Annotated in this window: 19 protein-coding genes; 12 read left to right on the forward strand and 7 right to left on the reverse strand. The window is 30.7% G+C overall.

Features of this window, described 5'->3' with window-relative positions; translation table 11 throughout:
- Window positions 1-100: 100 nt before the first annotated feature.
- Window positions 101-388, reverse strand: a complete 288-nt coding sequence (locus tag AC5LAX_RS02135) for a hypothetical protein (protein ID WP_115150872.1) — start codon at window positions 386-388, stop codon at window positions 101-103.
- Between the two features lie 99 nt (window positions 389-487).
- Here AC5LAX_RS02135 and AC5LAX_RS02140 point away from each other — a divergent pair, with 99 nt between their 5' ends.
- The 3 genes from AC5LAX_RS02140 (at window position 488) to AC5LAX_RS02150 (ending at window position 3,240) form a co-directional block, all read left to right on the forward strand.
- On the forward strand, window positions 488-1,615 hold the full coding sequence (locus tag AC5LAX_RS02140) for a glycerate kinase family protein (RefSeq protein ID WP_288908975.1): 1,128 nt from the start codon (window positions 488-490) through the stop codon (window positions 1,613-1,615).
- Between the two features lie 10 nt (window positions 1,616-1,625).
- Window positions 1,626-2,399, forward strand: coding sequence for an enoyl-CoA hydratase/isomerase family protein (locus tag AC5LAX_RS02145; protein WP_022227735.1), 774 nt, complete (start codon window positions 1,626-1,628; stop codon window positions 2,397-2,399).
- Between the two features lie 205 nt (window positions 2,400-2,604).
- Window positions 2,605-3,240 carry a DUF3298 and DUF4163 domain-containing protein gene (locus AC5LAX_RS02150; RefSeq protein WP_118205156.1) on the forward strand — a complete coding sequence of 212 codons (636 nt, stop codon included), beginning with the start codon at window positions 2,605-2,607 and terminating at the stop codon, window positions 3,238-3,240.
- Between the two features lie 58 nt (window positions 3,241-3,298).
- On the opposite strand, the gene AC5LAX_RS02155 is transcribed toward AC5LAX_RS02150, so the two are convergent.
- The 4 genes from AC5LAX_RS02155 to AC5LAX_RS02170 form a co-directional block, all read right to left on the reverse strand.
- Entirely contained in the window at window positions 3,299-3,970 is a 672-nt protein-coding gene (locus tag AC5LAX_RS02155; protein ID WP_288908976.1) for an energy-coupling factor transporter transmembrane component T family protein, read from the reverse strand.
- Window positions 3,971-3,975: 5 nt separating this feature from the next.
- Window positions 3,976-4,773, reverse strand: a complete 798-nt coding sequence (locus AC5LAX_RS02160; RefSeq protein ID WP_167624957.1) for an energy-coupling factor ABC transporter ATP-binding protein — start codon at window positions 4,771-4,773, stop codon at window positions 3,976-3,978.
- Entirely contained in the window at window positions 4,757-6,022 is a 1,266-nt protein-coding gene (locus tag AC5LAX_RS02165; RefSeq protein ID WP_288908977.1) for an ABC transporter ATP-binding protein, read from the reverse strand. The genes AC5LAX_RS02160 and AC5LAX_RS02165 overlap by 17 nt, the downstream gene beginning before the upstream one ends.
- Window positions 6,023-6,408: 386 nt before the next feature.
- Window positions 6,409-7,389, reverse strand: a complete 981-nt coding sequence (locus tag AC5LAX_RS02170) for an alpha/beta hydrolase (protein WP_008540039.1) — start codon at window positions 7,387-7,389, stop codon at window positions 6,409-6,411.
- 210 nt (window positions 7,390-7,599) lie between these two features.
- Here AC5LAX_RS02170 and AC5LAX_RS02175 point away from each other — a divergent pair, with 210 nt between their 5' ends.
- The 5 genes from AC5LAX_RS02175 to AC5LAX_RS02195 all read left to right on the forward strand — a co-directional run bounded on the left by AC5LAX_RS02175 (window position 7,600) and on the right by AC5LAX_RS02195 (window position 14,241).
- Window positions 7,600-8,958, forward strand: coding sequence for a cytochrome ubiquinol oxidase subunit I (locus AC5LAX_RS02175; RefSeq protein ID WP_288908978.1), 1,359 nt, complete (start codon window positions 7,600-7,602; stop codon window positions 8,956-8,958).
- A complete protein-coding gene (gene cydB, locus AC5LAX_RS02180; RefSeq protein ID WP_008540036.1) occupies window positions 8,958-9,968 on the forward strand; it encodes a cytochrome d ubiquinol oxidase subunit II in 1,011 nt (336 codons plus the stop codon). Before AC5LAX_RS02175 ends, cydB begins: the two co-directional genes overlap by 1 nt.
- A gap of 8 nt (window positions 9,969-9,976) precedes the next feature.
- The gene (gene cydD, locus AC5LAX_RS02185; protein ID WP_288908979.1) at window positions 9,977-11,686 is read left to right on the forward strand and encodes a thiol reductant ABC exporter subunit CydD; all 1,710 of its coding nucleotides are present in this window, start codon (window positions 9,977-9,979) and stop codon (window positions 11,684-11,686) included.
- Window position 11,687: 1 nt separating this feature from the next.
- Window positions 11,688-13,400, forward strand: coding sequence for an amino acid ABC transporter ATP-binding/permease protein (locus AC5LAX_RS02190; RefSeq protein ID WP_288908980.1), 1,713 nt, complete (start codon window positions 11,688-11,690; stop codon window positions 13,398-13,400).
- Between the two features lie 85 nt (window positions 13,401-13,485).
- Window positions 13,486-14,241, forward strand: coding sequence for a DeoR/GlpR family DNA-binding transcription regulator (locus AC5LAX_RS02195; protein ID WP_288908982.1), 756 nt, complete (start codon window positions 13,486-13,488; stop codon window positions 14,239-14,241).
- 54 nt (window positions 14,242-14,295) lie between these two features.
- Here AC5LAX_RS02195 and rhaD read toward each other — a convergent pair whose 3' ends face one another.
- On the reverse strand, window positions 14,296-15,114 hold the full coding sequence (gene rhaD, locus AC5LAX_RS02200; RefSeq protein ID WP_167624963.1) for a rhamnulose-1-phosphate aldolase: 819 nt from the start codon (window positions 15,112-15,114) through the stop codon (window positions 14,296-14,298).
- A gap of 263 nt (window positions 15,115-15,377) precedes the next feature.
- On the opposite strand from rhaD, the gene galE reads away from it, so the two are divergent.
- The 4 genes from galE (at window position 15,378) to AC5LAX_RS02220 (ending at window position 20,113) form a co-directional block, all read left to right on the forward strand.
- Window positions 15,378-16,367, forward strand: coding sequence for a UDP-glucose 4-epimerase GalE (galE, locus tag AC5LAX_RS02205; protein ID WP_008540031.1), 990 nt, complete (start codon window positions 15,378-15,380; stop codon window positions 16,365-16,367).
- 36 nt (window positions 16,368-16,403) lie between these two features.
- Window positions 16,404-17,900, forward strand: a complete 1,497-nt coding sequence (gene galT, locus AC5LAX_RS02210; RefSeq protein ID WP_117585370.1) for a UDP-glucose--hexose-1-phosphate uridylyltransferase — start codon at window positions 16,404-16,406, stop codon at window positions 17,898-17,900.
- Between the two features lie 123 nt (window positions 17,901-18,023).
- The gene (locus AC5LAX_RS02215) at window positions 18,024-19,055 is read left to right on the forward strand and encodes a LacI family DNA-binding transcriptional regulator (RefSeq protein ID WP_018999815.1); all 1,032 of its coding nucleotides are present in this window, start codon (window positions 18,024-18,026) and stop codon (window positions 19,053-19,055) included.
- 14 nt (window positions 19,056-19,069) lie between these two features.
- Complete coding sequence (locus tag AC5LAX_RS02220; protein WP_117464341.1) at window positions 19,070-20,113, forward strand: aldose epimerase family protein; 1,044 nt, start codon at window positions 19,070-19,072, stop codon at window positions 20,111-20,113.
- Between the two features lie 31 nt (window positions 20,114-20,144).
- On the opposite strand, the gene AC5LAX_RS02225 is transcribed toward AC5LAX_RS02220, so the two are convergent.
- Window positions 20,145-21,044 (reverse strand): AraC family transcriptional regulator, encoded by a 900-nt coding sequence (locus AC5LAX_RS02225; RefSeq protein ID WP_117585371.1) that lies wholly within the window; start codon window positions 21,042-21,044, stop codon window positions 20,145-20,147.
- Window positions 21,045-21,091 lie beyond the last annotated feature (47 nt).

The following is a 21,091-nucleotide window of genomic DNA, read 5'->3' on the forward strand; positions in this document are numbered from 1 at the left end:
TTAAATTCATTTGAGTATTTAGTCATAAAAAAACTGCACCTCCAAAAGTTGTTTTGTGTCCAACTTTTGGGGTGCAGTTCAATAAGCTGTGCTTTTTATTTTATTTTTGTTTACTGATTATATATTTATCTGTAGCGAAATCTAACATTTCTTGCCATGTTTTGAATTGAGTATTTTTAGCTACATGTTTATCCATTAATTCTTCTGGTAATTCTTCAAAATCTTTTTGGCAAGTGATGTTAAATTTACCACCTGTTAAAAATTTGGCAAAAGTTTTATAGTTAGTATATTTACGCATAAAGGAAATATTGAATACTTTGTCAAACTCTATTAATTGAGGTTCGATTTCATTAGGTAATTTATAATATCCTGTGATTTTTACAGCCATAAAGCTACCTCCAGTATAAATAAAATGAAATAAAAATTTTAACTATATAATATAAAATATGAAGAAAATAGTAAATATAACAAAGGTGTGAAATGTTTTATGAAAAATTTTATTTTAGTGCCTGACTCTTTTAAGGGAACTTTATCAGCTATAGAAGTCTGTAATATCATGAAGTCATCAATAAAAAAATTATATAAAGATGTAAATATCATCAGTGTGCCTGTAGCTGACGGTGGTGAAGGAACAGTAGAGGCATTTTTATATGCTCTTGGTGGGGAAAAGAAAAGTGTTTGGGTAAGTGATGCTTTTAATGAACAGAAAATATTAGCTCATTATGCTATGTTAAAAGATGATATAGCTGTCATAGAGATGGCTGCTTGTGTGGGATTGCCATTGGTGAAAAATCGCTTAGAGCCAGATAAAACAACTACTTTCGGCGTGGGTGAATTAATCATAGATGCTATAAATAGTGGGGCTAAAAAAATAATTTTAGGTCTTGGTGGAAGTGCGACAAATGATGGCGGTTGTGGTATGGCTGCTGCTTTAGGCGTGAAATTTAAAGATGAACAAGACCAAGAATTTATACCAACAGGTGGGACATTGTCTCAAATTTATAAAATTGACATGAATAATATATATCCAAAGATAAAAGATGTAGAATTTATATCTATGTGTGATGTGGATAATCCTTTATGTGGCAAACTAGGTGCATCAGCAGTTTTTGCTCCTCAAAAGGGTGCTGATGAAGATATGGTTAAATTATTAGATGAAGGGTTAGCTCATTTAGCAAAAATAATTAAACGAGATTTACATATTGCGGTGAAAGATATCAAGGGAGCTGGAGCTGCTGGCGGTTTAGGTGCAGGCAGTATAGCTTTTCTGCAAAGTAAATTAACTAAAGGCATAGATGTTATTTTGGATACGATAAATTTTGATGAATTAGTTTCAAAGGCAGATATTGTATTTACAGGTGAAGGTAAATTTGACAGTCAATCTTTGCATGGAAAAGTAGTCATGGGTGTGGCAAATCGCAGTCAAAAATATAAAACTCCTGTAATTGTGGTAACAGGAGCTATTGGTGAAAATATTCAAGAAGCGTATAATAAAGGTATAACAGCTATATTTAGCATTAATAAAGAACCTATGGAATTTAGTAAATCAGCCTTGAAAAGCAAAGAAAATATGATATTAACTATGGAAAATATTTTAAGATTATTAAAAATATGAGGTGGCAAATATGCAAAGTGTTTTAATGGAAAAAAATGAGCATCTAGGGATAATTACATTAAATCGTCCTAAAAGTTTAAATGCAATGAATGCAGATTTAGTGGAAGAATTTCATCGTGCCTTAGATATTTTTGTAGAAGATGAAGATGTTCGCGTAATTATTTTAACTGGTGCAGGTAGAGCTTTTTGTGCTGGTGGTGATTTAGGTTATTTAGAAAGTTTAAATGATGATAAAAAAAGAAAAGCCTTTATTGAACGTGTAGGCGAAATGACTTTAAAATTGAGAAATTGTGCTAAACCTGTTATTGGTATGATAAATGGTGTTACCGCTGGTGCTGGTGTTAATTTAATGTTAGCTTGCGATATTGTATGTAGTAGTGAAGATGCCAAATTCATTCAAAGTTTTGTCAATGTTGGTTTAGTTCCTGATTGTGGTGGTATGTATTTATTAAAAGAAACAGTAGGATTGCAAAAAGCGAAAGAATTGATGTTCACAGCTGATGTAATCAGTGCTCAAGAAGCAGAAAAATTAAAAATGGTAATGCATGTCTATACAAAAGAAGATTTGAAAATAGAAACAGAAAAAATAGCGCAAAAAATAGCTCAAGGTGCGCCTATGGCTATTATGTATATGAAGAAAATGTTGAATAAATCATATGCAAATTTAAAAGATTTTCTTGATGAAGAAGCTCTTGTACAGACTTTTTGTTTAGGAACAGAAGATTGTAAGGAAGGAATTTTGGCTTTTAAACAAAAACGTCAACCTAATTTTCAAGGCAAATAATAGATTTAGAAATATTTAATTAGATAAAAATAAAAAGTCCTACGAAATTGCCGAACGTAGGACTTTTATCTTGCTTATATCTTCTAGAATTAGGAAGGATTAATTTAATAATAATATAATTTTTAGTAAATAACAAGTAATTTTAAGAATTTTTTAATATTGTTAAGATATAATGAAAAAAAGTGCATTTAAGGGAGGGTTTCTTATGCAAAAATCGTGGAAAATTTTAATGAGTTTATTTATGGTAATGCTTTTATCAATGTCGGTTACATTTGCGCAATCAAGCTATTATGAAGTGCAAGAAAAGACATTGAATAGTGAGTTTGTAGAGGGAAAATATCCAGTAGTAAATGCAGATAATATTTTAGTGAAATCTAGAATAAATAGACAGATTACTAAAATAATAAACGACTTTAATCAAAATGTTCAACAAGAAAATGATATTGGTAGAGACCTTACAGGTTTTATCGGATATGAAATAAAAGCAAATAGCGATAAAGTTTTTAGTGTGATAATAAATTGTTCTACTATGTATAAAGGTGCGGCTCATCCAAATACGTATGCTTATGGATTAAGCTTTGATGAACAAGGTAATTTAATACAATTTTCTCAAGTTATTAATATAGATAAGCAAAGTGGAAAAAATATTTATACAATAGATAATTTAAATAAAGAAATAAAAGCACAGGTAGGTCAGCATCTATTTGATTTCCATAAAGATGTAACAGCATTTCCTCAAGAATTTTATTTAGATGAAAATATGGATTTACATGTATTGTTCCAAAGATATGAGATAACACCATATGCAGTAGGTCTTGTTGATGTTATTTTAAAAAAATAAAATTGCTATAAATAAAAAACTGCTAGATACAATATGCTAGCAGTTTTTTTTATTAGTTTTAAATGAAATAAAATAATAAAGATAAGATTATAAGAAATAAAATCATAGAGATATAATCTATAGCTCTTAATTTAGTATCAATGATAAATACTCTTGGCTTAGGAGAAGAAAATCCTCTCATTTGAAGACTGAGCGCCATATTTTCACTGCGAGAAATAGAGCGAAAAACCATGGGTTTAATTACCATCATATAGTCAAAAATGCGACGAAATGGATTTGATGAAGGTTTAAAACCACGGCAACTCTGGGCATCGCGAACAGCAGAGCTTTCTTCTAATATATCAGGAACAAAACGCAAAATAGCAGTAATCATAAAAGCGTATTGATAAGGTAAATGCAATTGTTTTACTAATGAAGCTGTGAGTTCTCTAGCAGAAGTGGTTTGCAAGAGCAATAATAAAGATACTGCCATGATGAACATTTTGAGAGCAGAAGCAATGGAGGTATTTAAATCAGTACCGCAAACAAGTTGAATTAGAAATAAAATAAAGCTGAAAAAAATTAAAATACCAAGAGCGCTCCAAAGTAATTTTGTCTTAGGTAAATAAAAACAAGTAAAAACTTCGATAAGGGCTAATAGACTTAAGATATATAAATCATTAGTGATTAAAGACGCTATTGAAATCATAATAGCTAAAATTAATTTTGTTAAAGCAGTTAATTTATACATTATAATCAACCTCGTTTGTGTAAATGAGCGTAAATTTCCATAGGAGTAAGGCAAATATCTAGACCTAATTCTTGGCTGATACAAACAGCTTCAGGTAATTCTAAACCGAGCTTTAGCGTCAATTCTTTTTGAGAAAATAAATCAAGTGGCGTACCATCAAAAGCAAGTTCTCCTTGATTGATGACGATGACTTTATCAGCATGTTCAGCTAAGATATCCATATCATGTGTTACCATGATGATACCTAGACCTTGAGCATTTAGTTTTCGCATCAAGCGCAATAACATAGTGCGTTCTCGGCAATCTTGCCCAGAGGTAGGTTCATCTAAGATTAAGATTTTAGGTTTGGCAGCTAAGGCACAAGCGATAGATAATCGTTGTTTTTGCCCTAAGGTTAAAACTTGAGGCATTTCCCAAATTACATCTTGAAGATTAGTTATTTTTAAAACTTCTTCGACACGTTTTTTTATAGTATGTTCATTACAACCTAATTTTCTAGGAGCAAAAGCTACTTCTTCAAAAACAGTGGAAGCGAATAATTGTTGGTCAGGATTTTGAAATACATAACCGATATATTGAGCCATTTCATATGGTTCTTTTTTAGTGATATCAACATCATCTAAAGTCATAGAGCCTCTATTAGGGTGTACAAGTCCCATTAGAAGTCTAGTTAATGTTGTTTTACCACTGCCATTTCTGCCAGCTATAGCCGTGATTTTTGTATCATCTATATTTGTGGAGATGTTCTTTAAGATAAATCTATTTTTTTGATAGCTAAAAGAAATATTATTTAGCGTTAACATGATTATCACCTATTTCATAGCGTATTTTCCAGCGAAGAGGAATAACTTCAGGATAAATTTTTTCTTCATACATATATTTTAAACAATCATCTACATTACCATTGTAAGCTAAATGACCGTTATCAATTACACAAAGTTGGTCAGCAATATCAAGTACATATTTCAAATCATGTTCAGTTACAATGATTGTTTTATTATATCTTTTATTGAGATTGACTAATAAATTATAGATATCTTTTGCGCCTTCAGGGTCAATGGCAACAACTGGTTCATCAAGAATGATGATAGGCGTATTCATTGCCATTATAGAGGCAATAGCAAGTCGTTGTTTTTGCCCGCCAGATAAAGCTGAAATCGGCATATTTTCTTTATCGGATAGACCAACGCTAGCTAAAAGTTCGCGTCGTCTTTTGATGATTTCTTGAGCATTAAGACCAGAGGTTTCAAGAGAAAAAGCAATTTCATCGCCAACTGTTTGCGTTACGAGTTGAGCATTGTAATCAGCCATAACAACACCGATTAATTCATTGAGTTTTTTAGGTGGTGTATTCAAGATATCAATATTGGCTATATTTATTTTGCTAGTGGTGATTTCACTCAAATATGTAGGTTTACTGCCAGCTATATTTAAGATTAAAGAAGTTTTACCACTGCCATTTACACCTGTGATTACACAAAAAGAACCTTGAGGAATAGTCAAATTTATATCGTGTAAAGAAAATTGTTTATCATTTTTATTTAATTTGGCATTGAAGATTTTAAAGGCAGGTAAATATAGCAATTGACCAGCAACAGCACCTAAAAGAGCAACTAAAGCTACAGCAGGAAGCATAGCATAAAGATAAATATTCATAGGAAGTTGTAAAAAGATTTTTGTCAAAGTAACAAAAGTACCGCCACTGATAAAAGTAGTGATAAATACAACGATAAAAGGAATTAGTGAAATTTTAGATTTTTTAATGTTAAAAAGATTGCTATTGACCATTAAAGCACAAATAGTAGCAGCTAATGGGTCACTTATTAAATTAGCATAAGGTAGAGCAGCTTTAGATGTCATCATAGCGATGATACCGGAAACTAAACCAATGCCGAAACCTTGTTTTATTGTCGGTCTACATAATAATATTGCTAAACAATACATTACAATATTCCAGTTTAAAGATATGCCACCAATATTTGGCGAAACCATACGTAAAATTACACCGATGGCTAATAATAAAGTAGTAATAGTTATCCAACGTAACTCCATAAATAAATCCTCCAATCAAATAACAAACAAATAAAAAAGCCTCTCAATCCCTATAAAAAGGGACGAGAGGCGTTATACTCGTGCCACCCTTAGTTAAACTAAGTAGCAAATTATCTTACTAAATACAAAGTGCGGGATTTTTTATATCCGATACTCGTTTCCGTATAACGGTGGAAAAGGCCGATAGTGCTTACCCCATAATATTATGGCTCAGGCTACATCTCACAAGTCCATTCGCTATCATAAGTGCTTATCGAACTCTCAGCATCGTCGATTCTCTGTAAAGCTTTTATCATAGTTACTATTCTTGCTCATAGATTTTAAATATATTAATCTGTGTTCATGATATCAAAACTATTTTTTATTGTCAAGACACAATGAAATTTTTAATTTTGTATAGTTGTAAAATGATTATTAACGAGAAAATCTTTTATTACATTAAAATATTCATTAGGATAATTAGAAATAGCTTGAGCATGTGTAGAGTCTTTGAACATATGCATAGATTTTGTTGCACGACAATTATCGTATAATTCTTGAAGTGTATTTGGTGGGATTAAAGTATCTGCACTGCCATGTAAAAATAATGTAGGGCTTGTGGAGTGAGCTACTGCTTTTAATGGAGCTAATTTATCTAAAGTTGAGCCTGTATGCCAATACATGCAGACTTGAGAATAAATCCATAAGATATCAAGAATTTTGGAATCATTAGGTAATTGTATCATGCTGTGTAGATGATTGTAATAAAGACCTTTTAAATCACTATAGGAACTATCCTCAATGTAAAAATCAGCAGGGTGAACAGACAATCCACTGTGCAGGAGTGCAAATGCACCACCTAGAGAAATTCCATGAATGCCAATTAATTCTTGTTGTTTTGTATTGCGAAGATAATCGCACCACATATCAATATCACGAATTTCTGTTTGTCCCCAAGTGATAATGCCATCACTTTCACCATGACCACGTAAATCAATCAATAAGACATTAAATCCTAATTGTTTATAGATATTGACATAATTTAAGCACATGGAACGATTTTGATAAAGACCATGAATTAAAATAATTGTCTTTTTATATTTGGAATTGTTGTTGATAAAAGTGCCAACTAATTCACGAGAACTGTCACCATAAGGAGTATATAGAGCAACTTTTTGAGCGTTAGGGTTTTCTTGTTGATATTGATTTATTCTCGTCAAGTCTTGAGAATGATTTACGATGCTAGTGAGATTGATATTTAATTGGGGATTGCTAAGCTCCATATATAAAATATTGCCTAAAATTAAACCTAAAGTATTAAAAGTTAAAATAGCACCGATTAAAAGCCCAATAAAAAATATAAATAAAGAATGAAGAAATTTTTTCACATAAACCACCTAGATAAAAAATAAAAATTTGCAATAAAAACCAAAGATAATAAATTGGATAATAACGAGTATATATTATTTAGATGATTTTATAAAGATTATTTTTAAGGAGTTATGATAATAATTATCTATAAATAATAAATCTTGCGTCTATATAAGTTATTAGTGTATACTTAACTTAAATATACACTACAAAGGAGGTTTTATATTATGGATGTTATAACTCTATCTAGATTGCAATTTGCAATCACAACAATTTACCATTTTTTATTTGTTCCGGTTTCATTAGGTTTATCCATTTTCATTGCTATTATGCAGACTATGTATTTAAAAACAGATAATGTAGTTTATAAGCGTTTAGCAAAATTCTTTGGAAAACTCTTTATCATTTCATTTGCCATGGGCGTGGTAACTGGTATCGTACAAGAATTTCATTTTGGTATGAACTGGTCTGAATACTCTCGTTTCATGGGAGATATTTTTGGGGCACCACTTGCACTAGAAGCATTGACTGCATTTTTCTTAGAGTCTGTATTTTTAGGTGTATGGATTTTTGGTGAAGGTCGTTTATCCAAAAAATTACATTGTTTATCTATTTGGCTTGTAGCTTTTGGTAGTAATTTATCTGCTTTTTGGATTTTAGTTGCAAATTCTTTTATGCAACATCCTGTAGGTTATACTATTGCTAATGGCAGAGCTGAAATGACAGACTTTTTGGCATTAGTAACTAATCCTTATGTTGTAGGGCAATATGCTCATACTGTATTATCTGGTATTGTTACAGCTGGTGTGATTGTAGTGGCTGTAAGTGCTTATCGTTTATTGTCTGGTCAAAATGTAGAAACATTTAAAACAGCGATAAAATCAGGTATTATCTATAGTTTAATTGGTTTGTTCTTAGTAATGGGCAGTGGACATTTACAAGCTCAGTTTATCGGTAAAAATGTACCAATGAAGATGGCAGCTATGGAAGCTTTATGGGAAACTGAAAATCCAGCTCCTTTCACTGTAATAGCTAATATTGATACAGAAAATAAGGTAAATCATGATGCTATTGAAGTGCCATATATGTTATCTATGCTTATTTATGATAGCCTAGAAGGCGAAGTAAAAGGCATAAATGAATTGCAAGAACAATATATTCAACAATATGGTTATGATGATTACATTCCAAATGTAGTTTTGTTATTCTGGAGCTTTAGAATTATGATAGCTTGCGGTGTAGCTATGATTGGTGCAATGATTTTAGCAGGCTTTTTATTCTATACAAAACGTTTGGAAAATGCTCGTTGGCTCTTAAATATTTTAGTATTATTATTGCCATTGCCATTTATAGCAAATACTTTTGGTTGGATAATCACTGAAGCTGGTCGTCAGCCATGGATGGTAGTAGGTTTGCAAAAAGTATCTGATGCAGTATCTCAAAATATCACTAGCACAGAAGTTTTAATTACATTGGTAGGTTTTACACTTATTTATGCTTTATTAGCTGTAGCTGCTATCTTTATAGCTCTTAAATTCGTGAAAAAAGATGCTCATAAGATGGATGATGAAGGAGGGCAGGCATAATGGATTTACAAATTGTATGGTTTATACTTGTAACAGTTTTATTTGTAGGTTTCTTCTTCTTAGAGGGCTTTGACTATGGTGTAGGTACGATTTTACCATTTTTTGCGAAAAATGATGTAGAACGCCGTATGCTCATTAATTCCATAGGTCCAGTTTGGGATGGTAATGAAGTTTGGATGATTACTGCTGGCGGTGCTATGTTTGCAGCATTCCCTCATGTATATGCTACTATGTTTAGTATGCTTTATATGGCATTGTTTTTGATGCTCTTAGGTTTAATTGTTCGTGGTGTAGCTTTTGAATTTAGAAGTAAACACGATTGCACATATTGGCGAAGCTTATGGGATTATATGATTTTCTTTGGCAGTGCCTTACCTGCATTTTTATGGGGCGTTGCTGTAAGTAATATGATGAAAGGTTTCGCTATCAATGGTGAAATGATTTATAAAGGTACTTTCTTTGATTTATTATCTTTATATACTATCGTTGGTGGTATTACTTTCTTATTGGTATTTGCTTATCATGGAACAGTATTTTTAACACTTCGTCTTGCTGATACAAAAATGATTGATAGATTGCGTATCGTATCTGTATGTCTTGGTGGTACAGCAGCTATTTTCTATGTGCTTTGTTTGATTTTAACTGCATTGAATACAGATATGTTTGCGTCAATTTCTTCTGTTATTTTATTTATTCTAGCAGCTGTTTCTTTTGTAGCTTCTATCTTATTAGTTTATAAAAAACAACAATATGTTAAAGGCTTTATCGGTTCTTCTTTAGCTATTGTATTTACAACAGTTGCAGTATTTGCAGGATTGTTCCCACGTATTTTAATATCCACTTTAAATCCAGATTGGAGCCTAACAATTTATAACGCTTCTTCTACTGAATATACTTTGACTATAATGACAATTGCTGCTGTTTGCTTTGTACCAGTAGTACTCATTTATCAAGGTTGGACTTATTGGGTGTTTAGAAAACGTGTAAGTCATCATGACTTAGAATATTAATTAAAAGAATGATAGATAAAAATTTATTAAAAGATATTTTCCCTTTTAAACGACAGTTGATTTTGGTGATGATATCAAATATTATGCAAGCTATGATGATTGTAGCTATAGCATATATTATTGCTTATATAGCAGATAAATTACTTTTATCTCGCTTAGAAAGTAGTACAGCAACGCCATTATTGGTGTTGCTGTTTTTCTTTTTTTGTATAAAGGCAATACTAAATTATTTTAATCATTATCAAATGGAGAAAATATCATTAAATGTACAAAGCAATTTACGTAAACAATTATTTGCAGTATTGGCTCAGCGTAGTTTTTTAGCTAATTCATATGCAAAAGGGCAATGGATAGCCTTGATTACAAAAGGCGTTGATAAATTAGATATTTATTTAACGTCATTTATACCGCAATTAGGTTTATTGAGTACAATTCCGCTCATTTTATTGATATTTACTTTTATCAATGATTGGATATCTGGATTGATTTTTTTGATTACTGCACCATTAATACCATTTTTTATGATTTTAATTGGCAAAATTGCAGATAAGGAAAATAAAAAACAGTGGCAAGTTTTTCAAAAATTAACTATGTATATGGCAGATTTATTGCCTGGTTTATTGATTGTTAAAGCATATAATCAAACACAAAGACAATTAAGTGAAATAAATAAAAATGGTAAACTTTTTAGTCAGGCGACTTTAAAAGTTTTGCGCATAGCTTTTATTTCAGCTTTTATGTTAGAATTTATTTCTACATTAAGTATAGCGATTATTGCTGTAAATATTGGTCTTAGACTTATCTATGGACATGTGGAATTTTTACCTGTATTTTTTATCTTATTGATAGCCCCACAATTTTATCAGCCTTTTCGTCAATTTGGTTCAGCTTTTCATGATGCCATGAATGGAATTACAGCTTCTAGTGAAATTTATGCTATGATTGATAAACTAAACTGTATAAAGGAAAGTAAGGCAAATTTAAAATTTGATGATGCAGATATGGTGCAGATTGAATTAAAAAATGTTTATTATAAATATCAAGATAATGATAAATGGGCAATTGATGATTTGAGCTTGAAAATAGAAAAAGGCAAGCAAATTGTTTTGACTGGAGATAATGGGGCAGGAAAATCCACATTATTTAAATTATTATTAGGTATAGAAAAATGCCAATCTGGAGAAATCTTAATCAATGATTATAATTTAGCTGATTTAGATAAACAATGGTGGCAAAGTCAAATTGGCTGGGTAGCTCAAGAGCCATATATTTTTTCAGCGACAATCAGGGAAAATATAACTTTAGGTAGAGATTTTAATTTAAAAGAAATAGAACATATTTGTCAGTTGGTAAATTTAGATGAATTTATAAAATCATTGCCACAGGGATATGATACAGAAATGACTTCAGCGATGAATTTAAGTTCTGGGCAAAAGCGTCGCTTAGGTTTAGCTAGAGCTTTAATTGGTAGACCAAAATTATTATTATTAGATGAACCTATGGAAAATTTAGATGTATATAATGAAAAGTTGATACAAAGAATTTTATCTGATTTAAAAAATAAAGTAACTGTAATAATCATTGGTCATCGCTTACAGACTTTAAAAAATGCTGATGAATTGATTTATTTACAACAGGGAAAATTAGTAGATAATGAAAAAATTAAGGATAAGATAAATTATTTTAGTGAAATAATAGAAGGTGAAAGGAGTATTTGAAATGGTACAGATATTGAGTAATATGATAAGACCTGTAGTATGGAGTTTATTATTAGCAATATTAGTAGGTACTATTTCAACATTAAGCTCAATAAGTTTAATGGGACTTTCAGCATGGTTGATAGCTAGTGCTGCCTTGCAACCGCCACTTTATGTTTTATCACTTGCTATTGTAGGTGTACGCTTTTGCGGTGTAATGAGGGCTGTTTTTCGTTATTTAGAGCGATATTTTACACATAAGGTAGGTTTTTCTCTATTTACTAGTTTTAGAGTATTTGTTTTGACAAAAATTATCAAAGCATTGCCATTCAAGAAACAAACAGAAAATGGAGATACTTTTGATTTAATTGTAAATGCAGTGGATAATTTAAGAGATAGTTTTCTGCGATTCTTTTTGCCACCTATTATAACTACGATAAGTGTATTTATCTTATCTATATGGTTTTTTCTATATAGTTATGATTTAATGATATTACTAATTAGTTCATGGCTTATATTTATGATAGTCATACCTTATATGACATGGCGAAGATATTTGAAATTAAAAAAGCATAAATTTTTATTGACTCAAGAGATTATAGAGTTTTATGAAGGTAATAGGGAACTATCTTTCTATAATTATGACAAATATAGATTAAAAAATATTAACCATAGTATTGAGCAGTATCAACAATATCAGCAAAATTTATTTAAATTAAAATTAAAAGTTAATCTATGTAGTGAATTTATAATGGGAGCTTATTTAGTTATTTGTTTGGCTATAAGTATTTATTTGATGAATACACAAGATTTTAATCCCATTATGGCGATTACAATAATATTGACTTATCAAGCTGTCTTAGAAGTGTTAGCGATGATGCCTTCATTAATAGAGCATTTTGACGAAGCTAGTAAACGTTGGCAAGATTTAGCTATTTTTATGCAAGAAAAAAAGTTTATTGCTGATACAGATAATGAAATAAAAAGTGAAAATCAAGAAGATAAGCAAAGTAAAGATGTGCAATTATTGCTGAAAGATTTAGCTTATGGATATGATAAAGTTTTATTGAAAGATATAAATTTATCTATAAAAAAAGGCAATAAAACCTTGATTGTCGGCACTAGTGGTTGTGGAAAATCCACATTATTTTATGTGTTAATGAGATTATTATATCCATTGAAGGGAAATATCTTTATACAAGGCAAAAATTACGATGATTTAGCTGAAAAATCTATACGTGAACATTTTGCAGTAGCATTTCAAGAACATCATATTTTTAATTTATCTATACGCGATAATTTTAAAATGCTTTATGAAGATATCACTGATAAAGAAATATATAAATCCTTAGAAAATGTATATTTATTAGATTTTGTAAATCAAGTGGGATTGGATTATATAGTGGGCAATGATGGCAATAAATTATCAGGTGGGCAAAAGCATAGATTACAATTAGCTATTTGTTTAGCAAAACAAAAAGATATAATTTTATTAGATGAACCTACAGCAGGGCTTGATATAAAAACGACAAATAATATATGTAGTCAACTTATGGAAAAATATCAAAAACAGACGATGATAGTAACTTCTCATGATATAAGTTTGTTGCGATTTTTTGATGATATTATTATTTGTGGAGAAGAAAAAATCATAGAACAAGGTAATATAAAAAAATTATTATTGCGTGAAGATAGTTATTTGAACAAATTGATTAGGTACAAAAACTTTATCTAGGAGCAATTTATTTGTATTTTTTATAGGGATATTCTATAATGATTATAAGATTATAAATAATATTTATAGATTTTGGGGTGATTTTATGCTAGGTATTGAGCGACGTCGGGAAATAATGAAATTATTAAATCAGCACCAAAAAGTTTATGTACAAGATTTGAGTAAATTATTTGATGTAACTGATGAAACAATAAGGCGTGATTTAGAGAAATTAGAGCAACAAAATTTAGTTAAACGTTGTTATGGTGGAGCGGTAATAAATGACCATACAAGTCAAGATATTTCTTTTTTAAAACGCATAGATATTAATAATAGTAATAAGGTTTATATAGCTAAAAAAGCTGAACACTTGATTAATGATGGCGATACCTTAATGGTAGATGCAAGCACTACATGTTTATCATTATTGCGATATTTAAAAGATAAGAAAGATTTAACTATAATTACAAATTCTATAAGACTTATAAATGAATTTGTAAATAGTGATTTTAAAATAATTTCAACTGGTGGAGAATTAAGAGCTCATTCTTATGCTTTAGTTGGAACTACTGCTTGTGAGACTATAAAGAAATATTATGTAGATACGGCTATTATCAGTTGTAAGGCTTTGGATATGAAAAAAGGTTTGATGGAATCAAATGAGCCTGAAAGTATTATTAAACGACAAATGATAGAACAAGCACAAAAAAGTATTTTATTAGCAGATAGTACGAAATTTGATAAAACTGCATTTACTAAAACATGTGATTTAGCTCAAATTGATACAATTGTAACGGATAAAGAACCTAATATTGAGTGGTTTGATTATATTAAAGAAAATGATATAAAGTTGATTTACTAAAAAAAGCTGTAACAAAAGAGGATATCTCTAATTGTTACAGCTTTTTTATAATGTTTATTTTAAGAAAGTTTTATTTAAATCTATTTTAAAATCTCTAGCTAAATCAAGGAAATTTTGAGTGGTAATAGTTTGTTTTTTGCCACCCATTGAACGGACTTTTACACAGATTTCAGCAGCTTTTTCTGCAGTATCCATAAGTCCAAAAGCTTCATCAAAATCTTTACCAGAGCAGAACATACCATGATGAGCCCATACTACAATATTATATTTTTTCATAAGTTCACTTGTAGCTTTAGCTATTTCGCTACCACCTGGAACCATCCAAGGAACAACACCGATACCCTCAGGGAAAATAACAGGATCTTCTGTTGCCATTTCCCAAAGTTCACGAGTAAATTCTTTATCGTTTAGTGGTAAAACGAAAGTAAGAGCAATAATGTTAGTTGGATGAGCATGATAAATTACATGATTTTGCCCATTAGTTAAGTCTTTTTTTATGCTATGGTTCATAAGATGCGTAGGAAATTCACTTGTTGGACGACCACCCTTTTCTAATCCCCAAACGATAGCATAATTTTCACCTTTATCATCAATTTTAGCAATACAAATATTATCTTCTGGTTTTAAGATAATATTGCGCATATAACGACCAGTCCCAGAAACTAAGAAATATTCATTAGCTAAATTAGGTACACTTACACCAATCGGAATCCAATTAGTAGGTGCTTTTAATTCAGATTTTATTTCTTCGATTTCTTCAGGTTTTATACGATAACTTAGATTGCCACCATTGCGTTCATGCCAACCTTTTTTGAATGCATCGTCAGTAAGACGTATAAATCCTTGAATAAATTCAGCATTAGTAATTAACATAAAATATCCTTTCTTATGAGAAAATCTTTGTTTTTTGTTTATGTCTTTGTTATTTTTATTATTTTAAATATAATACCACATAAAATCACAATAAACAATAAAATAAAAAATGAGTTTTCAGTAAAATTTAAAAATAAAATAATTTGAAAAAGTATTGATTTATATATTTTATTGATGTATAATTGAAATTAGAAAACGTTTACTGTTATATAGAAAATTAATCAAAAATATTAATAATATTATTTTCTTAGGAGGATTTTAAAATGGCAGTTTTAGTATGTGGTGGAGCAGGTTATATCGGCTCTCATATGGTTTATGAACTTATCAATAATGGTGAAGATGTTGTTGTAATCGATAATCTTGAAACAGGTCATTTAGCTTCTGTTCATGAAAAAGCAAAATTTTATAAAGGCGATATTCGCAATATGGCAGACCTTGATAAAGTTTTTACAGAAAATGACATTGAAGCAATTATTCATTTTGCTGCAAATTCTCTTGTTGGTGAAAGTATGCAAGTTCCTTTAAAATATTTCAACAACAACACTTGCGGTATGGAAGTTCTTCTTGAAGCTATGGTTAAATATGATGTTAAGAAAATCGTATTCTCTTCCACTGCTGCAACTTATGGTGAACCAAAACGTGTGCCTATTTTAGAAACTGATGAAACAAATCCTACTAATCCATATGGTGAATCCAAACGCATGATGGAAAAAATGATGAAATGGGTAGATATGGCTAACGGTATTAAATATGTATCCTTACGTTATTTCAACGTAGCAGGTGCTGTTGAAGATGGTCATATTGGTGAAGCTCATACAACAGAAACTCACTTAATTCCAATCATTTTACAAGTTCCACTTGGTAAACGCGATCACATCACTGTATTTGGTACAGATTATCCAACAGCTGATGGTACTTGTATCCGTGACTATGTACATGTAATGGACTTAGCAGATGCACATATGAAAGCTCTTAACTATTTACGTGAAGGCAATGAAAGCAATATCTTCAATTTAGGTACTGGTGAAGGCTTCTCTGTAAAAGAAATGATCGATGCTGCTGAAAAAGCTACAGGCTTAAAAATTAAAGTAGAATATGGTCAACGCCGTGCTGGTGACCCTGCTCGCTTAATTGCTTCTAGTGAAAAAGCTCAGAAAATCCTTAACTGGCATCCAAAATATACAAGCATGGAAGAAATTATCAAAACTGCTTGGAAATGGCATCAAGCTCATCCAAACGGATATGAAGACTAATTTTGGGGTTTAGTTAATAAAAGGGGATTTTTAATAATGGATATGAATTTACAAATAAATCGTTTGTTAAACTTTGCTCTACAACAAGGTCTTATTGCACCAGAAGATAAATACTATAGTGCGAACTTACTTTTAGATTTATTAGGTGTAGATGAGTTTGAAGTTGTAGAAGTAGATGAAACATTACCAATAGCTCATGATATTTTAGAAAATATGTTAGATTATGCTGTAGAAAAAGGTCTTTGTGAAGATACTGTAACTCAGCGTGATTTATTTGATACTCGTATCATGAACTGCGTAATGCCTCGTCCTTCTGAAGTTGTAGGCAATTTCAAAAAATTATACGAAAAATCAAAAGTTCAAGCTACTGATTATTTCTATAAAACAAGTATTGCTTCTAACTATATTCGTAAAGATCGTATTGATAAAAATATTATTTGGAAAGCAAATACTGAATATGGTGATTTAGATATCACAATTAACTTATCTAAACCAGAAAAAGATCCAAGAGATATTGCTAAAGCAAAACTTGTAAAATCTTCTTCTTATCCAAAATGCTTACTTTGCCGTGAAAATGAAGGTTATGCAGGTCATGCAAATCATCCAGCTCGTCAAACACATAGATTAATTCCTATGGATTTTGAAGGTCATCAATGGTTTATGCAGTATTCCCCATACACTTATTACAATGAACACTGCATTTTATTAAATTCCTTGCATGTACCAATGAAAGTTTGCCGTGCTACTTTTGAAAACTTATTAAACTTTGTGGATTATTTACCACATTATTTCTTAGGTTCTAATGCAGATTTACCAATAGTTGGTGGTTCTATTTTATCTCATGACCATTATCAAGGTGGACATTATACATTCGCTATGGAAAAAGCTCCAATCGAAGAAACTTTCAATATCGAAGGTTTTGATAATGTTACTGTTGGTCGTGTAAAATGGCCTATGTCTGTAATTCGTGCAGCTTCTTCTAATAAACAGGATTTAATTAATTTTGCTGTACATGTATTAGATGCATGGCGTGGATATTCTGACGCAAGTGTAGATATCTTAGCTGAAAGCGATGGACAACCACATAATACAATCACTCCAATTGCTCGCGTTCGTGATGGTAAATATGAATTAGATTTAGTTTTACGTAACAACCGTACAACTGAAGAATATCCATTAGGTATTTTCCATCCACATGATGAAGTTCATCATATTAAAAAAGAAAATATCGGCTTAATTGAAGTAATGGGTCTTGCAGTACTTCCAGCTCGTTTAAAAGACGAATTAGCAAAAGTAAAAGAATGCTTTATCGCTGGTAAAGAAGATATTAGTGATGATGAACAAATCGCTAAACATGCAGATTGGTACAAAGAAATTCGTGCAAAATACACAGATATTAAAGCTGAAGAAGTTGAAGATATGCTTAAATTAGAAGTAGGTAAAATCTTTATGGTTGTATTACTTCATGCAGGCGTATTCAAACGCAATATACAAGGTATTCAAGCTTTCAATAAATTTGTAGCAATTTTATAATTTTAATAATTATGCCATCTATAAATTTTATAGATGGCATATATTTAATCAAGAAAATATTGAAAATATAGAAATAATATATTATTATATTTTAATATATTATTTTAATAAGGATTGAAGACAATGAAGTCAACTACGATAATTGATGTAGCCAAAAAGGCACAAGTATCAGTAGCAACGGTATCCCGTGTAGTAAATGGTAATTATCCAGTAAAAGAAGCTACGAAGAAGAAAGTTTTAGAAGCAATAAAAGATTTAGAATACATTCCAAACATTCAAGCAAGAGAATTAAATACACAACATTCTTCAATAATTGGAATTATTGTGCCTAGTCTATTTAATACTTTTTTTGCTGAAGTTGTAAGTGGAATAGAAAGTTTTGCAACAAGTAGTGGCTATTCGTTATTGTTGACTTACACAAAAGATGACCCTATCTGTGAAAAAGAATGTATGAATGAATTACTGATGCGAAATGTGTCAGGAATAATAAATATTAGTCCAAATACGGAACGTGTGGATAGTAGTTTTTTTGACCAGATGGCATCTAGGATACCGCTGGTATTTATTAACTCATATATAAAACGTCCAGCTATTTCTTATGTATATAATGATGAACGCATAGGTACCAAAATTGCCTTAGAACATTTAGTATCATTAGGTCATCAAAATATTTGTTTCGTTCGTGGTGAACGAAGCGATTCTTATGAGTTTAAAGAAGATGTATATATTGAATTTATGAAGAAAATGGGTTGTTATAATCCAGAAAATATCATAAATGTTAGTGCGGGTAATAGTATAGATACAGTAGAGTTGACTGCTAAAAAGATTGTAGAATTTTTGCCTAATCGAAAAGATGTTACAGCACTTTTCTGTTGTAATGATTTGATGGGTGTCGGTGCAGTCAATGCTTGTAGACGTTTAAATTTAAAAATTCCAGAAGACATATCTATTATGGGATATGATAATGTTTCACTAAGTCATTTTATTGAGCCAAAACTTACGACAATGGACCAAAATATGATGACTTTAGGATGGACAGCGGCTAGTTTATTAATGGAAAAAATAGCTAGTGATAATAAAACAAGCAGACAAGTTGTATTACAAAATACTTTAGTCTTACGTGATACTACAGGTCCTTGTAAAACAAATAAATAAAAGAGGTAAGAAAAATGGCAGTAGTAAAAAGTGAATTTGGTGTAGCTTCTACAGGGGAACAGGTTTATAAATTTAAAATTGAAAACTCCAAAGGCGAATATGTAAGCATTATTAATTATGGTTGCACTATTCAAGCTATTGTAGTTGAAGGCAAAGATGGTAAATTACATGATGTAGTTTTAGGTTATGACACTGTAAAAGGCTATGAAGAAGGAACATTCTTCTATGGTGCATTCATCGGTCGTTGCGGTAACCGTATAGCTAATGGTAAATTTACTTTAAATGGAAAAACTTATGAATTAGAAACAAATAATGGAGCAAATCATTTACATGGTGGCTCTAATGGTTTTGATAAAAAAGTTTATAGCGATTTCACAATCGGTGAAAATAGCGTATCTTTAAGACGTACATCTCCAGATGGTGAAGCTAATTATCCAGGAAACTTAGATGTAGAAGTAACTTATACTTTTGATGATAATGCTTGCTTGCGCATTGATTATAAAGCTAAAACTGATGCAGACACTGTAGTTAACTTAACAAATCACAGCTATTTCAATTTAGCTGGTGAAGGCAGTGGCAGTGTTTATGATCAAACATTGAAATTAGATTGCCCAGCAATGATTCCAACTGATGCAGGATTAATTCCAACTGGTGAAATTCGTCCAATTACAAAAGGTGATGTATTTGACTTTAGTGAAGCTAAACCTATCGGTCAGGATATAGACAAAGATGATGAACGTTTAGTTATTGCTGCTGGTTATGACCATACAGTATTATTACCAGAACATGATGGTTTATATACTTTTGCACAAGCTAAATCTGAAAAAACTGGTATTATTATGGACGTAGCTACAACAATGCCAGGTGCACAGTTCTATTCTGCAAACTTCTTAGAAGGAAAACCAGGTAAACAAGGTCATATTTACAATCGTCGTGATGCTTTCTGCATTGAAACTCAATATGTACCAAATGCTGTAAATTGTGATAAATTTGCATCTCCAGTATTGAAAGCAGGACAAGAAACTCATACTGTTACAACATATACTTTCAGTAAATAATTATATTGAATATAAAAATACACTTATGTGATTACATAAGTGTATTTTTTTTAGTTGCGGAAAAATCATAAATAGTTTGTAGTGTATCGTAGTGAATAGATTGTTTTCTAAAAGTATTAGGCGTGATACCTTTTAAATTTTTAAATACTTTACAAAAATAATCGTCATTATTATAGCCTACATGGTGAGCTATTTTTTTTATCGTCCATGTGGGATTATTGATTAGAAGTTTACACGCGGTAGAAATCCTTAAGTTTTGTAAGTATTTCATAGGCGATATGCCAAATTGTTTATGGAAAGTTTTGCACAGATGATATTTAGAATATCCTATTTGTTCAGCTATTGTATCTATATTTAAATTGCTATTAGCGAAGTTTTGCTCAAGAAAATTTTTGGCTATATCTGTTTTTGTGAGATTATTTGCATCGTATGCTAGATTATATTTTAAAAGGTCTATCCAAAAATTATAGGCTAATTTTGTATTTATAAATACTGATTGTAATTTATTATTGAGGGCTTTGGTGTAAAAATTAGCTATTTGCGTCAATAATGAAGGATAGTTTGCTAAAGAAATGACAGGGCCTAATTTATTATAGATTTTACATAGAAGGGGTAGAACTTCAGGAGAAAACTCTAAATAAATAAATTTCCAATGAGTGGAATTTTGGGGTAAATAGTAATGGGAATTGCTGGGAATGTTGAGTAAAAAAGCTTTGCCAGCTGTGATGGTATAAGTGGAATTATTTATGGTTAAAATGCCTTGTCCACTGATGCAATATTGAATAAGACAATGTTTATCATGACGATGTAGATTATGCCAAGAATAGCTGTGGTCGGTGATATTTTGAAAGCCGATACCTGTTAGTGTTATCAATGGTAAATCAGAGGAAAACTGATATTTTATAGCTTTATAAGGAAAGGTGCTAAACATAAAAAACTCCTTTAATTTATAGATGAAGATGACAAAAAATTACAGTA

Source organism: Megamonas sp. (assembly GCF_986095205.1).